The sequence below is a fragment of the Polaromonas jejuensis NBRC 106434 genome, assembly GCF_001598235.1.
Classification (GTDB): Bacteria; Pseudomonadota; Gammaproteobacteria; order Burkholderiales; family Burkholderiaceae_C; genus Polaromonas; species Polaromonas jejuensis.
The window spans coordinates 262,768-282,040 of sequence record NZ_BCYO01000005.1 but is presented as its reverse complement, the minus strand read 5'-3'; the positions used below and the strand labels follow the sequence as shown (position 1 = coordinate 282,040).

Genomic DNA, 19,273 nt, shown 5'->3' with positions numbered 1-19,273 from the left:
AGGCCAGCGTGTAAACATACCCTTCCGGACTCCGCTTCAAGAAAAAAGGAGCAGGTCGCGCTTGCCGCGCAGCGAATCGTCGCGGCCAGGATCGCCGGCAGCGGGTCTTTGGTCAGCGCGTCTTTTTTCGGGGCAGGGCGTCGCGCTTGGCGTAGGCCTTGCGGGTGCGCGACAACAGTTCGTCCGCCTTGGGGTTGTGGTACGGATTCTTTAGTTCACGCAGCTGGTGCGCTTTCGACAGCACGGCGATGCGGTGAGTCTGAATGCAGCTTCAGTCGGATCGACTTCCCCGCTCGCGCGCGTAAGAGAGCTTGCGACCTCCTGGTCATCGACCAGAAACACCCGGTCAACAGCCTTGACCAGAAGAAGTCTCCGATTTTGCGCGCTGCCCAGCGCTTGGCCCGGAGAGTTTGATCATCGTCTGCTGGGCCATCGAACCATTGGCGATGATGATTTCTCGCCCATCATCCGTCCTGAGAAAGGTATAGCCAAGCGAGATGTCTTCAACCTCACCGACCTCATGGCCGTCTCCAGTAGGCGCTTGAATCTGAACACGATCACCACGACGGAATGGCTTGTACAGCACAAGGCTTATCCCGGCGACGAGATTTCCGAGCGTCTTCTGCGCCGCAAAACCTACGATCACAGACATAAGGCTGACACCCGCCAATAACGCCGTTCCGAGCCGATTTAACGCGGGTATGAGATGGGCATAAAAGATAATCAGCAGAATCCAGATCACCAGAATCGTGAGGTGGCTCAGAAAGGAAAGCGTGATCTGATCGATGCGTTCCGATTGATCGTGCCGCAGCGCTTCTCTGATCAGTCGGCGAACGAGCCACGACAGAAAGATCCCGACAAGGACGAGGATGCCGGCAAGCAGCAATGCGCCGACAATCTGATTGGGGTCAAAGAGCTGCAGCATCGACAAGGCTTTCAAGTATGGTGACTCTCGTCATTTCAGTCCTACAGGTCCAGGCTCGAAATGGGTGCCAATTCGCGATGGAGATTGCTCATGCTATCCCTCGTGTTTCAGAGAACCAATAGCCAGTGATCCATCCGATCGCGGCTTCGCCGGGTCGACTGCAGAAGGAGGGGCGCTTTCGCCGAACGGCATGTTGTCGCGGACGATCTCAAGCTGCTTGCCGTTCTCGACTATTGTCGTCAGGAGCGAGAGCTTTGCAGCGACTGGCTTCCGTGCGCACGGGTGAAGGCTGCTATCAATTCGATAGCCTTCTGGATTTAACATAATATACATCGTGGAATGTGGTGGCTAGGGATTACCCACACCATAAAGCAGCGTCCATACACGTCCCCAGGCACAAGCTTCCAAGCTACTGCGCACTGGCCAATCCTTCACCATTGGCCCGCTGGCCGCTTGCCGCGGATCGCTGCGGCAATGGCTTCTGCCGAATCCGGGCGGTTGGCGCGCTGGGCAAACTGCAGTGCCGTCATGCCTTGCTGGTTTTTGAGCTGCGGATCAGCGCCTTCCTGCAGCAGGCGTTTGACGGCCTCCGGCGTGCCATACATGGCCGCCATCATCAGAGGTGTGGTGCCGTTGGGCGACTCGGCGTCGATATAGGCACTGTTGTCGAGCAGCAAGGCGATGATGTCTGTCTGGCCGGCGCTGGCGGCGTAATGCAAAGGGGTCCAGCCGGTCTTGTTGACGTCGGCGCCCTTTTCTATCAATTTTTCTACCAGGGCCTGATGGCCTTTGAGGGCTGCCAGCATGAGCGGACTTTCATCCTTGGGGTTGAGCTGGTTCACATCGGTTTTCGGCCAGTCGATCAATACTTGGGCGACCTTTAGCGAGGGTTCTCGCAAGGCCATGTAGAGGCCGCTTTGTCCCCCGGGGTCAACCGTATTGGCATCAAATCCCCGCGCCAGAAGTTCCTTGATCTTGCCCGCATCGTCCTGCTTGACGGCAATGAAGAAATCATCGTAAGAGCCGGCGTGAGCGGCACTAAATCCAATAAAAACAATTAGATATAAAGTTTTCTTGATGTAATTGATGAGGTGGCTGGTCATGCACTCACTCCCGTAAACAGCTGCTCGAAATTACGGCTGGTGGCTTCCGCGATGGTTTCCACGGAGAGTTGCTTGAGTTCGGCAATCTGCTGCGCCACAAAGGGCACATAAGAAGGATTGTTGGTTTTTCCCCGGTAGGGAACGGGTGCCAGATAAGGGCTGTCGGTTTCGATCAGCAGGCGGTCCAGCGGTACAAAACGGGCCACCTCGCGTATGTCGGCAGCATTTTTAAAGGTCAGGATGCCCGAAAAGGAGATATAGAATTCAAGGTCGAGCGCGGCACGGGCCACCGCCTGGGTCTCTGTGAAACAGTGAAAAACACCGCGCGCCTTTGCTGGGGCGCCAGCCTGCCCTGCTCCCGCCTCGCTTTCTTCCTTCAGGATCGCCAGAGTGTCGTCCGAGGCATTGCGGGTATGAATGACCAGTGGTTTGCTGGTCTGCCGGGCGGCACGGATGTGCACCCGGAAACGCTCGCGCTGCCATTCCATGTCGGCCACGCTGCGTTCGCCAAGGCGGTAATAGTCGAGCCCGGTTTCGCCGATGCCAACCACCTTGGGCCGGCTGGCGCGCAGCAGCAAATCGTCGAGGCTGGGCTCCTGCACATCCTCGTTGTCTGGATGCACGCCCACGGTGCACCAGAAATTGTCGTAGCCGGTGGCAAGCTGGTGGACTGTTTCAAATTCTTCCAGGGTGGTGCAAATGCATAGCGCACGGTCTACCTGCGCGTCTTGCATGGCCTGGCGAATCTGTGGAAGTTGCGCCTGGAGCTCGGGAAAGCTCAGATGGCAATGGGAATCGGTGAACATGCCGGAACTTGGTTTATTGGTAAAAATGGCCTGCAGCCCATGCCGGACGGGCGCAAGCAGCTATAAATAACAGAGCGCTCGCTGGCTGGCCCTGCGCCTGACGGCGTTTGATGCGGGCCGTTAAATGGTCTGCGTGGGCCGGTCGGAGGCCAGATGGGCGCCCAGAATTTCTTCAATCTTGATCTTGAGCAGGTGAGATTTCTCGTCGGATGGAAACCGCACACCGACGCCCTGGGTGCGGTTGCCCGCCGCCCGGGGGGGCGTGACCCAGGCGACTTTGCCGGCCAGCGGATAGCGCTGGATGTCCTCGGGAAGGGTCAGCAACACGTAAATATCATCACCCAGCTGGTACCCGCGCGTCGTGGGAATGAAGACGCCGCCTTCGGTAAACAAGGGAATGTAGGCCGCGTAAAGCGCCGCCTTTTCCTTGATGGCCAGCTGAACAACACTGGGCCGGGCGGAGCTTGCGGCGTGGGAACTGACGGGCGGCGTTGGATTCATGGCGCTAGTTTATCGGTTTGGCCAGCTGGCGGGGATGCATTTGCTGCGCTCGCCCAGCGCCTTATCTGGCATTGAGCGCCAGCCGGGCGCGGCTGACCAGGGATTCCAGCATCAGGCCCGGGTTGTACGGATGCTCCACGGTGCGGGCGATGGCGCTCAGCTCCTTAGCCCAACTGGCCAGCGCATAAAGGCTGCCGCTGGCCCTGCCCGGGGCCGCCGCTGCGGCCGAAGGAAGGTCTTTAGCGCTAAAGAACCGTGGTGACGCGCCCATTCTGACCGCCAGCACGTCGTGGCAAAGCTTTTGCAGGGCATCCACCGCCTGGGCGGGCGCCCAGTCAGCCAGGGCGCTGACATCACCGCGGGCCATGGCTTTGGGCAGGGCCTGCCAGTGCTGGGCGGCGTCCCCCGGGGGGCTGTTTTGGGCCCAGCTCAGCGCGTCAGCGGGGCGCCCGCCGGCCGCCACCAGCAAGGTCTGCAGATCAGCGGGCTCGGGCGCACGGGCCGCCTTTTTGGCGCTGCCTTCCGACTCGCTTTTTGCCATCTCCTGCTGGAGCCAGGCGCGCGCCTGCTCAAAATCGGGCCACAGCATGGTATGGCCCAGGCAACGGCTGCGTATGGTGGGCAGCAGCTGGTGCGCGGCTTCGGTGGCCAGAATGAACTTGACGGCGCCGGGCGGTTCTTCCAGCGTTTTGAGCAAGGTGTTGGCGGTGACGTTGTTCATGCGCTCGGCCGGAAACACCAGCACCACCTTGGTCGTGCCGCGCGAGCGCGTGAACTGGGTGAATGACACGGCTTCGCGCGCCGCATCCACCTTGATTTCCTTGCTGGGCTTGCGTTTTTTGCTGTCCAGTTCGTCCTGGGTTTTTTCGTCCAGCGGCCAGCCGAGCATCAGCGACAGACTCTCGGGCATCAGCATGCAGAGGTCGGCGTGGGTGTGCACGTCCACGGCGTGGCAACTGCCGCAGTGGCCGCAAGCGCCTTGGCGCCTGGGCTGTTCGCACAGCCAGGCACGGGCCAGCGCCAGCGCCAGTTCAAACTGGCCCAGACCCGATGGTCCGCTGAGCAGCCAGGCATGGCCGCGCTGGACCAGCAAGCTCTCCAGCTGGGTTTGCAGCCACGGCGCCAGAGGCGGGTTTGTGCCCGGCCCGTGGCCCGGGGCCACGTTCGGGCCGTTTGCATGGGCCATGTCACTCATGGCAAGCCGGCCCTTCCAGCCAGCCCTTTTCGACGATCACCTGCCGCACGGCCTGCCAGACGTTTTCGCGGGTTTGCGAGGCGGCAATGCGGGCAAAGCGTTCCGGATGGCCCTGCTGGCGATCGGCATAGCCTTGCGCCACGCGGCGGAAAAATTCCACCGGCTGGGCCTCAAATTTGTCTGGCACGCGCGCATCCGCCAGCCGCAGCGCGGCTTCTTCGGGAGGCAGGTCAAACCAGACCGTGAGGTGCGGCTCGATCACGGTTTCGACCTCGGGTCTCATGGGTTTGTTGCCGGCCGGGTCGCCGAGCAAGCCCTCGTCGGACTGCACCCATTGCTCCAGGGTCGACAGCACATTCAGGTCAAAACCGCGCCCCGCGCCCTGGTAGGCAAAGCTGGCATCGGTAAAGCGGTCGCAGAGCACCACATCGCCGCGCAGCAGGGCCGGTGCAATCACGTTCACGAGGTGGTCGCGCCGTGCCGCAAAAATCAGCAGGGCTTCGGTCAGCGGGTCCATGGGGTCGCCCAGCACCATGGCGCGCAGCTTTTCGGCCAGCGGTGTGCCGCCGGGTTCGCGCGTCAGCGTGACCGCCCTGCCCTCGGCCCTGAAGGCGTTGGCCAGACCGGCAATGTGCGTGGACTTGCCCGCGCCGTCTATGCCTTCGAAGCTGATGAAAAGGCCGTGCATGGTCATACTGTTTATTGCCCCCGTATGTATTTGTTGACGGCGCGGTTGTGCTCGTCGAGGCTGGCGCTGAAATGGCTGCTGCCGCTGCCGTCATTGCGCGCCACAAAATAAAGCGCCTTGGTAGGCGCCGGCTGCACGGCTGCCAGCAAGGCGGCTTTGCCCGGCATGGCGATCGGCGTGGGCGGCAGACCGAGGCGGGTGTAGGTGTTGTAAGGCGTGTCGGCCAGCAGGTCGCGTTTGTGCAGGTTGCCATCAAATTTTTCGCCCAGGCCGTAAATCACGGTGGGGTCGGTCTGCAAGGGCATGCCTATGCGCAGCCGGTTGCTGAACACGCCGCCAATTTGGGCGCGGTCGGAAGCCTTGCCGGTTTCTTTTTCCACGATGCTGGCCAGGATCAGCGCCTGTTCCGGCGTTTTCAGCGGCGTATCCGGATTGCGCTGCGCCCAGGCCGCGTCCAGCCGCTTGTCCATGGCGCGCGCGGCGCGCTTGAGGACCGCCAAGTCGCTGGAGCCCTTGGCATAGGTATAGGTGTCGGGGAAAAACCGGCCCTCGGGGTGCTGGCCCGGCCTGCCCAGCTTTTCCATGATGATTTCGGGTCCCAGCCCAGCTGTTTCGGGGGTGAGCTGCTCTGCTTTTTGTAGCGCTGTGCGGACTTGCGTAAATGTCCAGCCCTCCACCAGCGTGACATTTTTAAGGGTCTCCTCGCCGCGCACCAGCATGCTCAGCAGCTTGCGCGGCGTGGTGCCCGGCACCAGTTCATAGCTGCCGGCCTTGATCAGCCGGGCCTGCCCCGAAAAACGGAACCAGGCTTGCAGCAGCGGTGTGGGCACATCGGCGCCGCTGGCCACCACCACCGCGGCAACGCCGCTGGCGGGTGTGCCGGGCTCGATTTCAAGGTCCACCACCTGGCTGCCCGGCTGCAGGCGCAGGGGCATGGGTTGGTGCAGCCACCACAAAGCCGCACCCAATAGCAGGAGGGCGCCGGTAAAAACGAGAGTCAACAAACTTGTAAAGACACGACGCACAACCCAACTACCTTTTCAATGGCGAAACCCGGAACCAGAGGGCTATGATAATTCAGCCCATCTCTACAACGACAGCGGACCAGCCCATGACCACGCCCAGCACTGCCCCCTACATTTCCGGCATCGCCGAGTTGACCCATCTGGGGGTGATTCGCGTGGCCGGCGAGGAGGCCGTGAAGTTTTTGCAGGGCCAGCTGACGCAGGACGTGGCCCTGCTGGGCCTGTCGGAAGCACGCCTGGCGGCTTTTTGCAACGCCAAGGGCCGCATGCAGGCCAGCTTTGTGCTGTTCAAACGCAGCCACGAAGAAATCCTGCTGGTGTGCAGCCGAGACATTCTGGCCGCCACGCTCAAGCGCCTGTCCATGTTCGTGCTGCGCACCAAAGCCAAACTGAGCGATGCCACGGCTGATTTTGCGCTGTACGGCGTGGTTGGAAGTGCGCTGGATGCTATTGAATCAATAGCTGGCAGCGCCCATCCTGCCTGGGCCAAGGCCGATATTGGCGATGCAACTCGGGTGGTTTTATACCCGGGCGCCGGCCAACCGCGCGCCTTGTGGTGTGCGCCTGCCGGCTCGCCGGCGCCGTCTGGTCCGCGGATCGACCTGGCCTTGTGGCACTGGCTCAGCGTGCAGTCCGGCATCGCCCTGATCACCCAGCCGATTTATGAGGCCTTCGTGCCGCAAATGCTCAATTACGAGTCGGTAGGCGGCGTCAACTTCAAAAAAGGTTGCTACCCCGGCCAGGAAATCGTGGCCCGCAGCCAGTTCCGCGGCACGCTCAAGCGCCGCGCCTATCTGGTGCACAGCGAAGCTGCGCCCGCCGTCGGGCAGGAGGTGTTTCACGCGCTGGACGCCGAGCAGCCTTGCGGACTGGTGGCGGCTGCGGCGGCCAACCCCTCTGGCGGCTTTGATGCCATAGTGTCCATGCAAACCTCTGCCGCGGCCGACGCGGCCGCCCATGCCGAAGCGGGGCGGCTGACGCTGGGCAGTGCCACGGGCGCGGCCCTGGCGCTGCGGCCCCTGCCCTACGCCCTGATCGAAGACATCTGAGCCTTAAGCCAAGTATTCGGAGGCTTCATCGTGTGCCTGATTGCGTTTGCCATCAGCGCCTCGGCGCGCTGGCCGCTGGTGATTGCGGCCAACCGGGATGAGTTTTTGAACCGTCCGACCCTGCCGCTGGGCCGCTGGCAAAGCGCATCGGGTCAGCACATCATTTCCGGCCGCGACCTGCGCGCCGGCGGCACCTGGCTGGGCATGACGCCGGGCGGGCGGGTGGCGTTTCTCACCAATGTGCGTGAGGCGAATCCACAAGCCGCGCCGCGTTCCCGGGGCCAACTGGTCACACGCTGGCTGGAAGCGGACGGTGACGCCGCCAGCTTTGTTGCGGCGCTGGAAGCGGACGGCGCGGCCTACGGCGGCTTCAACCTGGTGCTCGGCGACTTTCAGCGCCATGCCTGGAGCTGGGTCACGAACAGATTCGCCGGCCAACCAGCGGCGGCGCCGACCTTGCACAGCCAGCCATTGGCGGCCGGTGTTTACGGCTTGTCCAACGCCGCGCTGAATACGCCCTGGCCCAAAACGGCGGCGCTGAAAGACGTGCTGGCCCATGCGCTGGCTTCAAGCCCCAACGGGCCCGGGCCCGAGCCAGACGCATTGCAGGCGCCGCTGTGGGCCGCACTGGCCAGCCGCGAACGCGCCGCTCGCCGGCAGCTGCCAGCGACTGGCGTGCCTCTGGCCCTGGAAGAGGCCTTGTCCAGTGCCTTTGTGGATGTTCCGGAGTACGCCTACGGCACGCGCAGCAGCACCGTGCTGCTGGCCAGTCCTCAGGGCGCTGGCCACCCGCGCTGCTGGGAGGTGCGGGTGGAGGAAAGAACCCACGGGCAGGCGCAAACGCAGCAAGAGGCCAGCGCAACGCCCGACCCCGACCTGGGGAGGCCACAGGTCAATTGCCAGCGTTTTTTTTGGCAGGAAGTAGCAGAGAAAGCGCCAGCACTTTAGCCCGGTGCTGCCGGGCCAGGCTCAAAGCCGTCGAAACATTTCAATATGCGGGATGCCCACTTCGTCAAAGGGCTCGCCGCGCGGCGCAAACCCCAGGCGCTGGTAAAAGCCTTCGGCACTGCACTGGGCGTAAAGCATGACCTCGGCATCGCCGCGCTGTCTGGCGGCATCGAGCAGCGCCTCCAGGATGCTCTGCCCTGTATGTGAACCCCGCAGCGCGCGGTGGACTGCCATGCGGCCTATTTTTCCGACCCCGCTGGCGTGCCGGATCAGCCGCCCGGTGGCAATGCCCTGCCCCAGGCCGTTGTAGGCGACGGCATGGATGGCCGTGCCGTCTGCCTCGTCCCACTCCATCTCCAGCAGGATGCCCTGCTCTTCTACAAACACGGCGGTCCGCACTTTGGCGGCGTCTTTGCCCAGCGCGGCCCAATCCCCGGTTTTGAGGCTCAGCACGGCCTGGCCCGCCTCAAAGCGGCTCAGCAGGCTGCGCAAGGCATCCGGCACGGCTTTGGAAGTTTGCGTGGCCGGGTCGGCAAACACATAAACCAGCTCACCGGTGACGAGCAACGCATCGGCCCGGAAAATGGCGCCCGTAAAAACAAGGGACGAATTGCCGACGCGCTCGCATTTCAGCGCCACCTCGAGCCGGTCATCAAAACGTGCCGAGCCGTGGTATTCGACGCTGGCCTTCTTGAGGTAAAGGTCGCCGCCCAGCTGATGCATGGCCTCTTCAAACGGCAGGCCCAGCGCACGCCAGTAGTCCGTGCTGGCCGTGTCGAAATACATCAGGTAGTGGGCGTTGAAGACGATCTTCTGCATGTCCACTTCGGCCCAGCGGACACGCAGGCGGTGAAAAAAGCGAAAGTCCTGTTGTTTCATGGTGGCGAAGTCAGTTGGCATGTTTGCCGAAAGCCTGCCGCAGCGCCCGCGCCGCGTCCGCATGGGCATGCCGCGCCTCGGGAATGATACGGCCCATCTTGATGAATTCGTGCGTCACGCCGCGGTAGATTTCCAGGTCCACCGGCACGCCGGCGGCGCGCAGCTTGTCGGCATACATCACGCCTTCATCCACCAGCGGGTCGCACTCCGCCAGGCCAAACCAGGCCGGCGCCACGCCGTCCACGTCGGGGGCATTAAGCGGCGCAAAGCGCCAGTCCTCACGGTCGGCCGGGCCGCGCACATAGTGGCCGAAAAACCAGCTGATGTCGGCTTCTCCAAGCACAAAGCCCTGCGCAAATTCGCGGTGCGAGGGCGTGTCCTGGTGTGCCGCGCAGCCTGGATAAAACAGGAGCTGCAGCGCCAACGGCAGGCCGGCGTCGCGAGCCAGCACGGCGCACAGGGTGGCCAGCGTGCCGCCCGCGCTGTCCCCGCCCACGGCCAGGCGTGCCGCGTCCAGGCCTTGGCTGGCCGCATGGGTGCCCAGCCATTGCAAGGCATCCCAGGCGTCGTTGGCGGCCGTGGGGAACTTGTGCTCGGGCGCCAGGCGGTAGTCCACCGAGACCACGGCGCAGTCAGCCAGATGGCAGAGCTGGCGGCACAGCACGTCGTGCGTGGCGATGCTGCCAATCGTGAAGCCACCACCGTGAAAGTACAGCAGCACCGGCAGGCCTTGGGTCGATGGCGCGTACAAGCGGGCGGGCAAGGCATGACCGTCACGCGCCGGGATGCTGAAGTCCTCCACCCGCGCCAGCGCGGGTTTGGGAATTTCAAGCACGCCCGATCCGGCCTCGTAGGCGGCGCGGGCCTGGCTGGGCGTGAGCGTGTGAAACGGCGGGCGATCGGCTCGCGCCATGCGGCTGAGCACGTCGCGCATGGCGGGGGTCAGCAGGGTTTGCGGTGATTTGAAATGCATTTATTTGAAAGACACGGAAACTGACACGGTTTGCGGCGGCGCTGCGGACTGGCCCAGGCCGATGGTGCTCGCGTGTAAACCCGGCTTGGGCGGCAGCAAGCTGGCCGCCATCAGGGTTTGCTTGCAGTTCATGGGGGCCTCCAACGGGTAAAGTCGGTGAGCGTCAACCGCCCTGCATCGTACAACGCAGAAAGACCCCAGCCATGGCCTTCATCTACTACGTCACCCAGATCCAGTTTGAATTCGGCGCCATCCAGCTGCTCAGGCAGGAATGCGAGCGTGTCGGCATCAGCCGGCCCCTGATCGTGACCGACCCCGGCGTCAAGGCGGCCGGCATTTTGCAAAAGGCGCTGGACGCCCTGCCCGGCATGACAGCAGCCGTGTTTGACCAGACGCCCTCCAACCCGACCGAAGCCGCGGTGCGCGCAGCCGCCGCCCTGTACCGGGCCGGCGGCTGCGACGGCCTGATCGCGGTGGGCGGCGGCTCGGCGATTGACTGTGCCAAGGGCGTGGCGATTGCCGCCACGCACGAAGGACCGCTCACCGCCTACGCCACCATCGAAGGCGGTTCGGCGAAGATCACCGGGCGCGTCGCGCCGCTGATCGCCGTGCCCACTACCAGCGGCACCGGCAGCGAGGTGGCGCGCGGCGCCATCATCATCGTGGACGATCACCGCAAGCTGGGCTTTCATTCCTGGCACATCGTGCCGAAAGCGGCGATTTGCGACCCCGAACTCACGCTGGGCCTGCCCGCCAGCCTGACGGCCGCCACCGGCATGGACGCGATTGCGCACTGCATGGAAACCTTCATGTCGGCCGCCTTCAATCCGCCGGCCGATGGCATTGCGCTGGACGGCCTGGAGCGCGGCTGGGGCCACATCGAGCGCGCCACGCGCAACGGCGGCGACCGCGAAGCGCGCCTGAACATGATGAGCGCCTCGATGCAGGGCTCCATGGCCTTCCAGAAAGGCCTGGGCTGCGTGCATTCGCTGAGCCACAGCCTGGGCGGCGTGGACCCGCGCCTGCACCACGGCACGCTGAACGCCATGTTTTTGCCGGCCGTGGTGCGCTTTAACGCCGGCGCCGAATCGGTGCAGAAAGAGCATAGGCTGGACCGCATGGCGCGCGCCATGGGTTTGGCCTCAGGCAGCGACATCCCCGAAGCCATCAAAGACATGAACGCCCGCCTCGGCCTGCCCACGGGCCTGGCGGCCATGGGCGTGCGGCGTGAGCAGTTCAGCCAGATTATTGAAGGGGCGCTGGCCGATCACTGCCACAAGACGAATCCGCGGATTGCCAGTGCGGACGAGTACGAGGCGATGCTGGAGGCGTCGCTTTAAAGCTGCCGGCATTTGAAAAGCCCGGGGCTTGACGGCTCACGGGGGCGCGTTTGATACCCATAAAAAAGGAGCACCCGTGAAGTTCTTTTCCCACACGCTGGCCATCTCGTCACTGTCTGTGCTGGCGGCTTGCGCCAGCGGCAGCGGTTCCCCGCTTGCCGACAATACCAAGCCCGGCTTTATCCAAGGCAGCATCACCAAAACCGTGTACGACGGCGTCAGCAACGACCTGCTGACGGCCGGCCTGGGCAAAAGCGGCCTGCAGGCCGCCAGCCCGCCCGCCTTTGCCGATCCAAACAATCCCACTGCCAATGAGCTGCGCACGCGCGCCATCTACAACAACTACCGCGCGCTGGTAGACGTCACGCCCCAGGGCGGCTATGGGGTGCTGTACGGCCCCAACGTCAATGCCGTGGGCGTGGCCGGCACCGGTGAGGGCCGTATTGCCGGCGAAGAATATTTGAGCTACGCGGACGACGGCACGGGCAGGCTGAATGTGACGCTGATGGTGCAGATTCCCGGCACGTTCAACCCCGCGGCCCCCTGCATCATCACCGCCACCTCCAGCGGTTCGCGCGGGGTGTACGGCGCCATCGCCACCGCCGGCGAATGGGGCCTGAAAAATGGCTGCGCCGTGGCCTACACCGACAAGGGCAGCGGCAATGGCGCCCATGATCTGCAGAACAACCGCGTCAGCCTGATGGACGGCCGCATGGCGCCGGCAGACGCGGCCGGCAAGGCATCGCAATTCACCAGCGAGCTGGGTGTGGCCGAACTCGCCGCCTTCAACACGGCAACGCCCAACCGCTTTGCCTTCAAGCACGCCCATTCGCGGCAAAACCCCGAAAAGGACTGGGGGCTCAATACCTTGCAGGCCGTGCAGTTTGCGTTCTATGTGCTGAACGAGAAATTTGGCCCGCTCAAGGGTGACGGCCGCCGGCAACAAAGCCTGGTGCCCGGCAACACCATCGTGATCGCTTCGAGCGTCTCCAACGGCGCGGGTGCCGCCCTGGCCGCCGCCGAGCAGGACACCGAGGGATGGATTGGCGGCGTTGCCGTTGCCGAGCCGCAGATACAAGTCACGCCGAACGCGGCACTCACCATACGGCGCGGCGCCACCATCCAGGCCTCCACCGGCCTCGGTTTGCTCGACATGGTGACGATTGCCAACCTGTACCAGCCTTGTGCCGCTCTGTCGGCAGCGGTTGCGGCAGCGCCGGCGCTGTCATTTGTCAACGCCACGCGTGCCCAGGCCCGCTGCACCAGCCTGCGGGCCAAGGGCCTGCTGGCCGGCAACACCCTGCCCGAACAAGCCGATGAGTCGCTGGCACGGCTGCGCGCCAATGGCTGGGAGCCTGAAAGCGACCTCTTCCATGCGTCCCACTACGCCTTTGCCGTACCGGCGGTGGCCGTGACCTATGCGCAGGCCTATGCCAAGGCCAGCGTGCGCGACAACCTGTGCGGCCTGAGTTTTGGGGCGACGGATGCCGCAGGCCTGCCCACGACGCCGGCTGCGGCCTCAGCCGTGCAGCTGTTTGCCAGCGGCAACGGCATTCCGGCCACCGGGGGCGTCAACATCATCAACAACCACTCGGTGGGTGGCCCGCTGCTGGACGGTGCCTCGACGTCCGTATCAACAGGCGCAAAAGACTTCAACATCGACGCGGCCCTCTGCATGCGCAGTCTGCTCACCGGTGCGGATTCGGCCAGTGTCACCACGCAGAACAGCATCCGGCAGGTGCGCCGCAGCGGCAACCTGCACGGCAAACCGGCCGTCATCGTGCATGGCCGGTCCGATACGCTGGAACCGGTGAACCACACCTCGCGCCCTTATTACGGCATCAACCAGCTGGTGGAAGGCGCGGCCAGCAAGCTTCGCTACTACGAGGTGACCAACGCCCAGCACTTTGACGCCTTCATCGGCAATGCCGCATTTGCCGGATATGACACCCGCCTCGTGCCCCTGCATGTTTACCTGGGCCGCGCCCTGGACCTCATGCTGGCCCACCTGCGCAGCGGCACCCCCCTGCCCCCCTCCCAGGTGGTGCGCACGATGCCGCGCGGCGGCACACCGGGCGCCGCACCGGCCATCACCGCAGCCAACGTGCCGCCCATCGCCGTCAACCCGGCCGGCAACAACACCATCGGCTTTGCCAGCGGAGTGCTGTCGATTCCTGATTGAGATTGATTGGGTGTCCCGGTGACGGGATGCAGCCCAGGCGCGCATCCGCTTGAAGTAACAGACCCTGGTCCGGGATATTGCCGACCTTCTATCGGCGTTGCTTTTTAAAGGCTGGACAGGCTTCCCATATCCGGCCGCGCCAACCACCCTTGCAATTCCTCGGCCAGTTGCGTACTCGCCGCCGTCGCGGCGCTCCAGGCCTTCACCCTGCCCTGCAAATCCGCGCCATAACGCATGAAGTCGCTGCGGTCGGGCAACTTGCCGTTGGGCAGGGTCTTGACCCAGTCCGGGTCGGGGGCCAGCAGCACCATGTTGTCCAGGAAATGCGTGGCGCCATGCCGCCATTTGAGGCCCTTGTCCAGCCAGCCGGGCACCACAGCCTTCTGGAAGTGGGGGTAGAGCACCAAACCCGGTGCGGCTGATTTTTCAGCATCAAAATCGTCTGTGGCCGGCGTCCCATCGGCGTGACCAGCTATCAAATTGGAAGCGTAATTCAAATGCAGGTGGTAGTCGGTGATGCCGCCGTCCCAGTAGGCGCCCGGTGGCGCGCCGGGAATGTTGTGCACGGCCTTGAGCATGAAGGGAATCGAGCAGCTGGCTTGCAGTGCGGGATTGAAGTTGGCTTCGCTGAGTGCCACCTGGCGCGTGCGCAGGTCGTGGGTGGCGAACGGAAGCGGCGCATTTCTGGAGGAAAACACCACCCGCTCCAGCCAGGCGCCCATGGCCTTGCGGTGCATGCTGTTGCTCAGGAACGCGCCCAGATAGCCCAGCGGGGTGGCAATCCTGTGCTCCCGGCCCAGCAGGTGGCGGCCGCGCGAGGTGATGATGTGCAGCCGAAAGCGCGGGTGATTCAGCACCTCATGCACCCGGCCGCCGTAAAAGTCTTTCAGGCTCTGGCCGAACTGCTCGCTGACAAGTTCGGCACTGGGTCGCTTCTGGCCCGGTTGCAGCTCGTAATGCTGGTGGATGTAGTCGTGCTCCAGCCGTTCAAACGCCGCCACCGGATCGTTCAGACAGGCCGTGGCCATGCGCCAGGCCCCAATCGAGGCGCCTGCCAGGTGCACCGGCTGCGTGGTTTGCGCCAGCCAGTCGCCAAAGATGAAGCGGTCCAGCGCGCCCAGCATCAAGCCCTTGGGGCCGCCCGCCGCCCCGGGCACCACGCCAATGTCCTGCGGCCGCAGGCCGTTTTTCTCGATGTGCCGGCGGGCCTGGGGGCCGGCGTAAATGCGCAGGGCTTTCATGAAGGGACTGCTCGGGTTGGCTGTGGGGATAACGGCATTGGCTATCTATTTGATAGCTACTTACACCCGTAATATCTGGGCTAGCGGCCTATTTTGTCACCAATCCTTCCGCAAAACAGTCTTTTGCGAGACGCGGGCCGCTGCCCGCTCTGCTCGGCCTTGCGCCCCTTGCTCTTACTTCTTGAGCGCCGCCAGCTTGCTGAAGGCCGATTCCATGGCCGTCGCCGCCGCGGGCTGGGGCGTGCCCGGGCGTGCGCCGCCGTAGCCGCCACGGTTTTGCCCCCCGCGCTGGTCGCGGCCCGCGCCCTCAAAGCGGTTGTCGCGCGGGCCGTCGCGGCGCGGCGGCGCGGCGTCCAGCTTCATGGTCAGGCCAATGCGCTTGCGCGCCACGTCGACCTCGGTCACGCGCACCTTGACGATGTCGCCGGTCTTCACGACTTCGCGGGCGTCGGTGACGAACTTGTTGGCGAGCTGGCTCACATGCACCAGGCCGTCCTGGTGCACACCAATGTCCACGAACGCGCCAAAGGCCGCGACGTTGCTGACCGTGCCTTCCAGCGTCATGCCTTCCTTCAAATCCTTGATGTCTTCCACACCGTCGTTGAAACGTGCCACCTTGAAGTCGGGGCGCGGGTCGCGCCCGGGCTTTTCAAGCTCGGCGATGATGTCCTTGACGGTGATCACGCCGAACTGCTCGTTGGCAAACAGCTCGGGCTTGAGCGTCTTGAGCATCTCGGCGCGCCCCATGATCTCGGCCACGGGCTTGCCGGTGTGCGCCATGATTTTCTCCACCACCGGGTAGGTTTCGGGGTGCACGCCGGTCATGTCCAGCGGGTTGCTGCCGGAGCGCAGGCGCAGGAATCCGGCGCTCTGCTCAAAGGTCTTGGCGCCCAGGCCGGTCACCTTCAGCAAGTCGGCACGGCTGGCAAAGGCGCCGTTGGCATCGCGCCAGCGCACCACCGACTTGGCCACCGTCTGGGAGAGGCCCGACACGCGCGCCAGCAGCGGCACGCTGGCGGTGTTGAGGTCCACGCCCACGCTGTTCACGCAGTCTTCGACCACGGTGTCCAGGCTGCGCGCCAGGTCGCTCTGGTTGACGTCGTGCTGGTACTGGCCCACACCAATTGATTTCGGGTCTATCTTGACCAGCTCGGCCAGGGGGTCCTGCAGGCGGCGCGCAATGCTGGCAGCGCCGCGCAGGCTCACGTCCACATCGGGCATCTCCTGCGAAGCGAACTCGCTGGCCGAATACACCGAGGCGCCGGCCTCGCTGACCACGACTTTTTCAATGGCCTGTTCCACCTTGGCCATGAGCTTGATCAGGTCCGCCGCCAGCTTGTCGGTTTCACGGCTGGCCGTGCCGTTGCCAATGGCGATGAGGTTCACGCCGTGCTTTTCGCAAAGCCTGGCCAGCGTGTACAGCGAGCCGTCCCAATCCTTGCGCGGCTCGTGTGGATAAACCGTGGCCGTTTCCACCAGCTTGCCGGTGGCATCGACCACCGCCACCTTCACGCCGGTGCGTATGCCCGGGTCCAGACCCATCACCACGCGCGGGCCCGCGGGCGCGGCCAGCAGCAGGTCGCGCAGGTTGTCGGCAAACACCTTGATGGCGACTTTTTCGGCATCTTCGCGCAGGCGGGTGAACAGGTCGCGCTCCAGCGACAGGCTGAGCTTGACGCGCCAGGTCCAGGCTACGGCCTTGCGGATCAAATCATCGGCCGGCCGCGCCTTGTGGCTCCAGCCCAGGTGCAGCGCAATCTTGCCCTCGGCGATGCTGGGTTTGCCCGGCTCGGCCTGCTCGGGCAGCAGCAGCTTGGCATCCAGTATCTCCAGCCCACGGCCGCGGAACACGGCCAGCGCGCGATGCGAAGGCACGCGGCCGATCGGCTCGTCGTAGTCGAAGTAATCGCGGAACTTGGCGTGATCGGCGTTGTTCTCGTCCTTGCTGCTCACCAGCTTGGACGAGAACAGGCCCTCACTCCAGAGCCAGTTGCGCAGCGACTGCACCAGGGACGCATCCTCGGCCCAGCGCTCGCTCAAGATGTCGCGCACGCCGTCGAGCACGGCCTGCACCGTGGTGAAGTCGTCGCCGCTTTCGTTCTTCTCGGCCTTCACAAAGGGCGCGGCCTCATCGGCCGGCACCAGGGACGGGTCGGCAAACAGCTTGTCGGCCAGCGGCTCTATGCCGGCTTCACGTGCAATCTGGCCCTTGGTGCGGCGCTTGGGCTTGTACGGCAGGTACAGGTCTTCCAGGTCCTGCTTGGTCGCGGCCAATTCAATCGCCGCACGCAGTTCGGGCGTGAGCTTGCCCTGCTCTTCAATGCTTTTGAGGACGGCCTCGCGGCGCTCTTCCAGCTCGCGCAGGTAACCCAGCCGGTATTCGAGTTCACGCAGCTGGATGTCGTCGAGCCCGCCGGTGGCTTCCTTGCGGTAGCGCGCGATGAAGGGCACGGTGGCGCCGCCATCGAGCAGTTCCACGGCGGTCTTGATCTGGTGCTCCTGAACTTTGATTTCTGCGGCGATCTGGCGGATGATTTTTTGCATTTTGAAAAAAGTGGGTCGACTGAAAGCTTTATAAAGGTGCCAGTGCCAGGCAGGGCGGCCTGGGGCCTGCAGGAAGCCATGGCCCCTGCAACCTGACGCCAAAGCTCGGGATTGTCCCACAGCGAAAACAGGTCGCTGGCCCGAAAATGGCCCGGCAAGTCCAAAGCAATTTCTTACATTTTTTCGGGGAGCCAGGCATGCGTTTTCGCACCATTCTTTTCCTTCTGGCCATTGTGCTGCTCGCCGCCTTCGTGGCGCTGAATGTGGACGAATTCACACGCCTCAGCCTGCTGAGCCTGGGCTTTACCACCATCCAGGCCTCGCTGGGCCTGGTGATGCTGGTGCTGCTGGTGGTGGCCACGGTGTTTTTTCTGGCCAGCACGCTGTACCTGCAAAGCAGCAACCTGCTTGAAACGCGAAAATACGCCCGCGAGCTGAATGCCCAACGCGAACTGGCCGACAAGGCGGAGGCCTCCCGCTTTACCGAACTGCGCGGTTTCATGGAGGTGCAGGCCCTGGCCGCGCAGCAGCGCGAGGCGGCCGCCAGCACCGTGCTGGCCGAGCGCTTTGAGCGGCATCAGCAGGCCTTTCTGGCCCGCATCGAACAGTCCGACAACACCCTGGCCGCCTACATGGGCCAATTGAGTGACAGCCTGGAACGCCGCGGCGCCACCCACGACGGTTTCAAGCCGCCGCCGGTTTAAGGCCGCAGTATGCAAGCGCAGGGCTTTTGCGGTACCGACTAGCGCCCTTCCTGTCTTTTTTTCACTTTGACAATGACACAGCTGAGCTTGCGCGCCCCGGTAGCCGCTGACTATGTGACGCTGGCGTCCTGGATTCCCGATGCGGCGAGCTGTCTGCGCTGGGCCGGGCCCAAACTCAGTTTTCCCTTTACCCCGGCCCAGCTCGCCGAACAGCTGTCCAGTTCCGCACCGAATGCGCACAGCATCGTGATGAGCCTGGGCCATGGCGAGGCCTTGGGGTTTGCGCAGTTCTGGGTACGCCAGGCCGGCACCGTGCATCTGGGCCGCATCATCGTGGCCCCCACTGCTCGCGGCCAAGGCCTCGGCCTGGCGCTGTGCCGGCTGCTGATGGCCGAGGCCAGCCGCAGCAGGCCCGTGCAGGCATTCACCCTGCGCGTTTACCGGGACAACCCGGCCGCGCTGGACATCTACACCGGCCTCGGCTTTGCGGTCGTTCCCGGTTTGTCGGATGACAAGGTGCTGGCCATGCGCATGGTGCCCGCCGCCCCACTGCGTGGCACTTGATGACGCTGCTTAAAAGACTGCTCCGCGGCCTCCTGCTGGCGCCGGTTGCGCTGTTCCTGCTGTTCGAGGAGTGGGGCTGGGAGCCGCTGGCGGCCTACTTTGCCGCGCTGGGCCGCTTGCCGCTGTGGGGCCGGCTGGAGCGCTGGATTGCCGGCCTGCCGCCGCGGGCCGCATTGCTGGTATTTGGCGTGCCGGTGCTGGCGCTCGTCCCCATCAAGCTGTTGGCGCTTTATTTATTTGGCCAGGGCCATGTGACGCTGGGCCTGGGGCTGATCGTGGCTGCCAAGCTGGCCGGAACGGCCGTGGCGGCACGCCTGTTTCAGCTCACCCATCCGGCGCTGATGACCATGCCCTGGTTCGCACGCCTTTATGGGCGCTGGAAAATCTGGAAAGATCGCATCCTGGCGCAGGTGCGCGACACCTGGGCCTGGCACATGGGGCGCCGACTTAAAAGACGAGCCAGGTTCTGGGGGGCCCGCCTCTTGGCGGCCCTCAAGTCGGCGAGGTTCTGAGAAATAAGTAGTTAATGACGACCGTCGTCATTGGGCTTTCGGCTGTTCTTATCAACATCCAATCCCAATTCAACTCCTGCCAGGGCGCCCACGC

19 protein-coding genes and 1 pseudogene are annotated in these 19,273 nt (G+C 64.0%); 7 read left to right on the top strand and 13 right to left on the bottom strand.

The window, feature by feature from the left end; all coding sequences use genetic code 11:
- Positions 1-39: 39 nt before the first annotated feature.
- The 8 genes and pseudogenes from PJE01S_RS26385 to mltG all read right to left on the bottom strand — a co-directional run.
- Positions 40-256 (bottom strand): annotated as a pseudogene (locus PJE01S_RS26385) (integrase); the annotation flags it as partial.
- A 90-nt stretch (positions 257-346) separates the two neighbouring features.
- On the bottom strand, positions 347-940 hold the full coding sequence (locus tag PJE01S_RS08935) for a mechanosensitive ion channel family protein (protein ID WP_245660686.1): 594 nt from the start codon (positions 938-940) through the stop codon (positions 347-349).
- 416 nt (positions 941-1,356) lie between these two features.
- Positions 1,357-2,028 carry an ankyrin repeat domain-containing protein gene (locus PJE01S_RS08930; protein WP_068832895.1) on the bottom strand — a complete coding sequence of 224 codons (672 nt, stop codon included), beginning with the start codon at positions 2,026-2,028 and terminating at the stop codon, positions 1,357-1,359.
- A complete protein-coding gene (locus PJE01S_RS08925; protein ID WP_068832893.1) occupies positions 2,025-2,834 on the bottom strand; it encodes a TatD family hydrolase in 810 nt (269 codons plus the stop codon). The genes PJE01S_RS08930 and PJE01S_RS08925 overlap by 4 nt, the downstream gene beginning before the upstream one ends.
- Positions 2,835-2,954: 120 nt before the next feature.
- Positions 2,955-3,335 carry a PilZ domain-containing protein gene (locus tag PJE01S_RS08920; RefSeq protein ID WP_068832891.1) on the bottom strand — a complete coding sequence of 127 codons (381 nt, stop codon included), beginning with the start codon at positions 3,333-3,335 and terminating at the stop codon, positions 2,955-2,957.
- Between the two features lie 61 nt (positions 3,336-3,396).
- Positions 3,397-4,521 (bottom strand): DNA polymerase III delta subunit-related protein, encoded by a 1,125-nt coding sequence (locus PJE01S_RS08915; protein WP_068832890.1) that lies wholly within the window; start codon positions 4,519-4,521, stop codon positions 3,397-3,399.
- A gap of 1 nt (position 4,522) precedes the next feature.
- Positions 4,523-5,224, bottom strand: a complete 702-nt coding sequence (gene tmk, locus PJE01S_RS08910; RefSeq protein ID WP_068832888.1) for a dTMP kinase — start codon at positions 5,222-5,224, stop codon at positions 4,523-4,525.
- A gap of 5 nt (positions 5,225-5,229) precedes the next feature.
- Entirely contained in the window at positions 5,230-6,243 is a 1,014-nt protein-coding gene (mltG, locus tag PJE01S_RS08905) for an endolytic transglycosylase MltG (protein WP_084389439.1), read from the bottom strand.
- An 86-nt stretch (positions 6,244-6,329) separates the two neighbouring features.
- On the opposite strand from mltG, the gene ygfZ reads away from it, so the two are divergent.
- The gene (gene ygfZ / locus PJE01S_RS08900) at positions 6,330-7,292 is read left to right on the top strand and encodes a CAF17-like 4Fe-4S cluster assembly/insertion protein YgfZ (RefSeq protein ID WP_068832887.1); all 963 of its coding nucleotides are present in this window, start codon (positions 6,330-6,332) and stop codon (positions 7,290-7,292) included.
- A gap of 30 nt (positions 7,293-7,322) precedes the next feature.
- On the top strand, positions 7,323-8,240 hold the full coding sequence (locus tag PJE01S_RS08895; protein WP_084389438.1) for an NRDE family protein: 918 nt from the start codon (positions 7,323-7,325) through the stop codon (positions 8,238-8,240).
- A 21-nt stretch (positions 8,241-8,261) separates the two neighbouring features.
- On the opposite strand, the gene PJE01S_RS08890 is transcribed toward PJE01S_RS08895, so the two are convergent.
- The 3 genes from PJE01S_RS08890 to PJE01S_RS26170 are packed head-to-tail and all read right to left on the bottom strand — an operon-like array spanning position 8,262 to position 10,224.
- Positions 8,262-9,119, bottom strand: a complete 858-nt coding sequence (locus PJE01S_RS08890) for a YbgC/FadM family acyl-CoA thioesterase (RefSeq protein ID WP_068832885.1) — start codon at positions 9,117-9,119, stop codon at positions 8,262-8,264.
- A gap of 10 nt (positions 9,120-9,129) precedes the next feature.
- Positions 9,130-10,092: an alpha/beta hydrolase gene (locus tag PJE01S_RS08885; protein ID WP_068832883.1), complete on the bottom strand. Its 963-nt coding sequence runs from the start codon at positions 10,090-10,092 to the stop codon at positions 9,130-9,132.
- Positions 10,093-10,224 carry a hypothetical protein gene (locus PJE01S_RS26170; protein WP_281178583.1) on the bottom strand — a complete coding sequence of 44 codons (132 nt, stop codon included), beginning with the start codon at positions 10,222-10,224 and terminating at the stop codon, positions 10,093-10,095.
- A 71-nt stretch (positions 10,225-10,295) separates the two neighbouring features.
- Here PJE01S_RS26170 and gbd point away from each other — a divergent pair, with 71 nt between their 5' ends.
- Positions 10,296-11,432, top strand: coding sequence for a 4-hydroxybutyrate dehydrogenase (gene gbd, locus PJE01S_RS08880; protein ID WP_068832881.1), 1,137 nt, complete (start codon positions 10,296-10,298; stop codon positions 11,430-11,432).
- A gap of 76 nt (positions 11,433-11,508) precedes the next feature.
- The gene (locus PJE01S_RS08875) at positions 11,509-13,614 is read left to right on the top strand and encodes a D-(-)-3-hydroxybutyrate oligomer hydrolase (protein WP_068832879.1); all 2,106 of its coding nucleotides are present in this window, start codon (positions 11,509-11,511) and stop codon (positions 13,612-13,614) included.
- Between the two features lie 104 nt (positions 13,615-13,718).
- Here the strand turns inward: PJE01S_RS08875 and PJE01S_RS08870 are convergent, their stop codons facing one another.
- Both PJE01S_RS08870 and PJE01S_RS08865 read right to left on the bottom strand, forming a co-directional pair.
- On the bottom strand, positions 13,719-14,855 hold the full coding sequence (locus PJE01S_RS08870; RefSeq protein WP_068832876.1) for a patatin-like phospholipase family protein: 1,137 nt from the start codon (positions 14,853-14,855) through the stop codon (positions 13,719-13,721).
- 174 nt (positions 14,856-15,029) lie between these two features.
- Positions 15,030-17,399: a Tex family protein gene (locus PJE01S_RS08865; RefSeq protein WP_068832874.1), complete on the bottom strand. Its 2,370-nt coding sequence runs from the start codon at positions 17,397-17,399 to the stop codon at positions 15,030-15,032.
- Positions 17,400-17,596: 197 nt separating this feature from the next.
- Here PJE01S_RS08865 and PJE01S_RS08860 point away from each other — a divergent pair, with 197 nt between their 5' ends.
- The 3 genes from PJE01S_RS08860 to PJE01S_RS08850 all read left to right on the top strand — a co-directional run bounded on the left by PJE01S_RS08860 (position 17,597) and on the right by PJE01S_RS08850 (position 19,179).
- Positions 17,597-18,103 carry a hypothetical protein gene (locus PJE01S_RS08860; protein WP_068832872.1) on the top strand — a complete coding sequence of 169 codons (507 nt, stop codon included), beginning with the start codon at positions 17,597-17,599 and terminating at the stop codon, positions 18,101-18,103.
- A 72-nt stretch (positions 18,104-18,175) separates the two neighbouring features.
- Entirely contained in the window at positions 18,176-18,667 is a 492-nt protein-coding gene (locus PJE01S_RS08855; protein ID WP_068832871.1) for a GNAT family N-acetyltransferase, read from the top strand.
- Positions 18,667-19,179: a hypothetical protein gene (locus tag PJE01S_RS08850; RefSeq protein WP_068832869.1), complete on the top strand. Its 513-nt coding sequence runs from the start codon at positions 18,667-18,669 to the stop codon at positions 19,177-19,179. Before PJE01S_RS08855 ends, PJE01S_RS08850 begins: the two co-directional genes overlap by 1 nt.
- Positions 19,180-19,273: the final 94 nt, after the last annotated feature.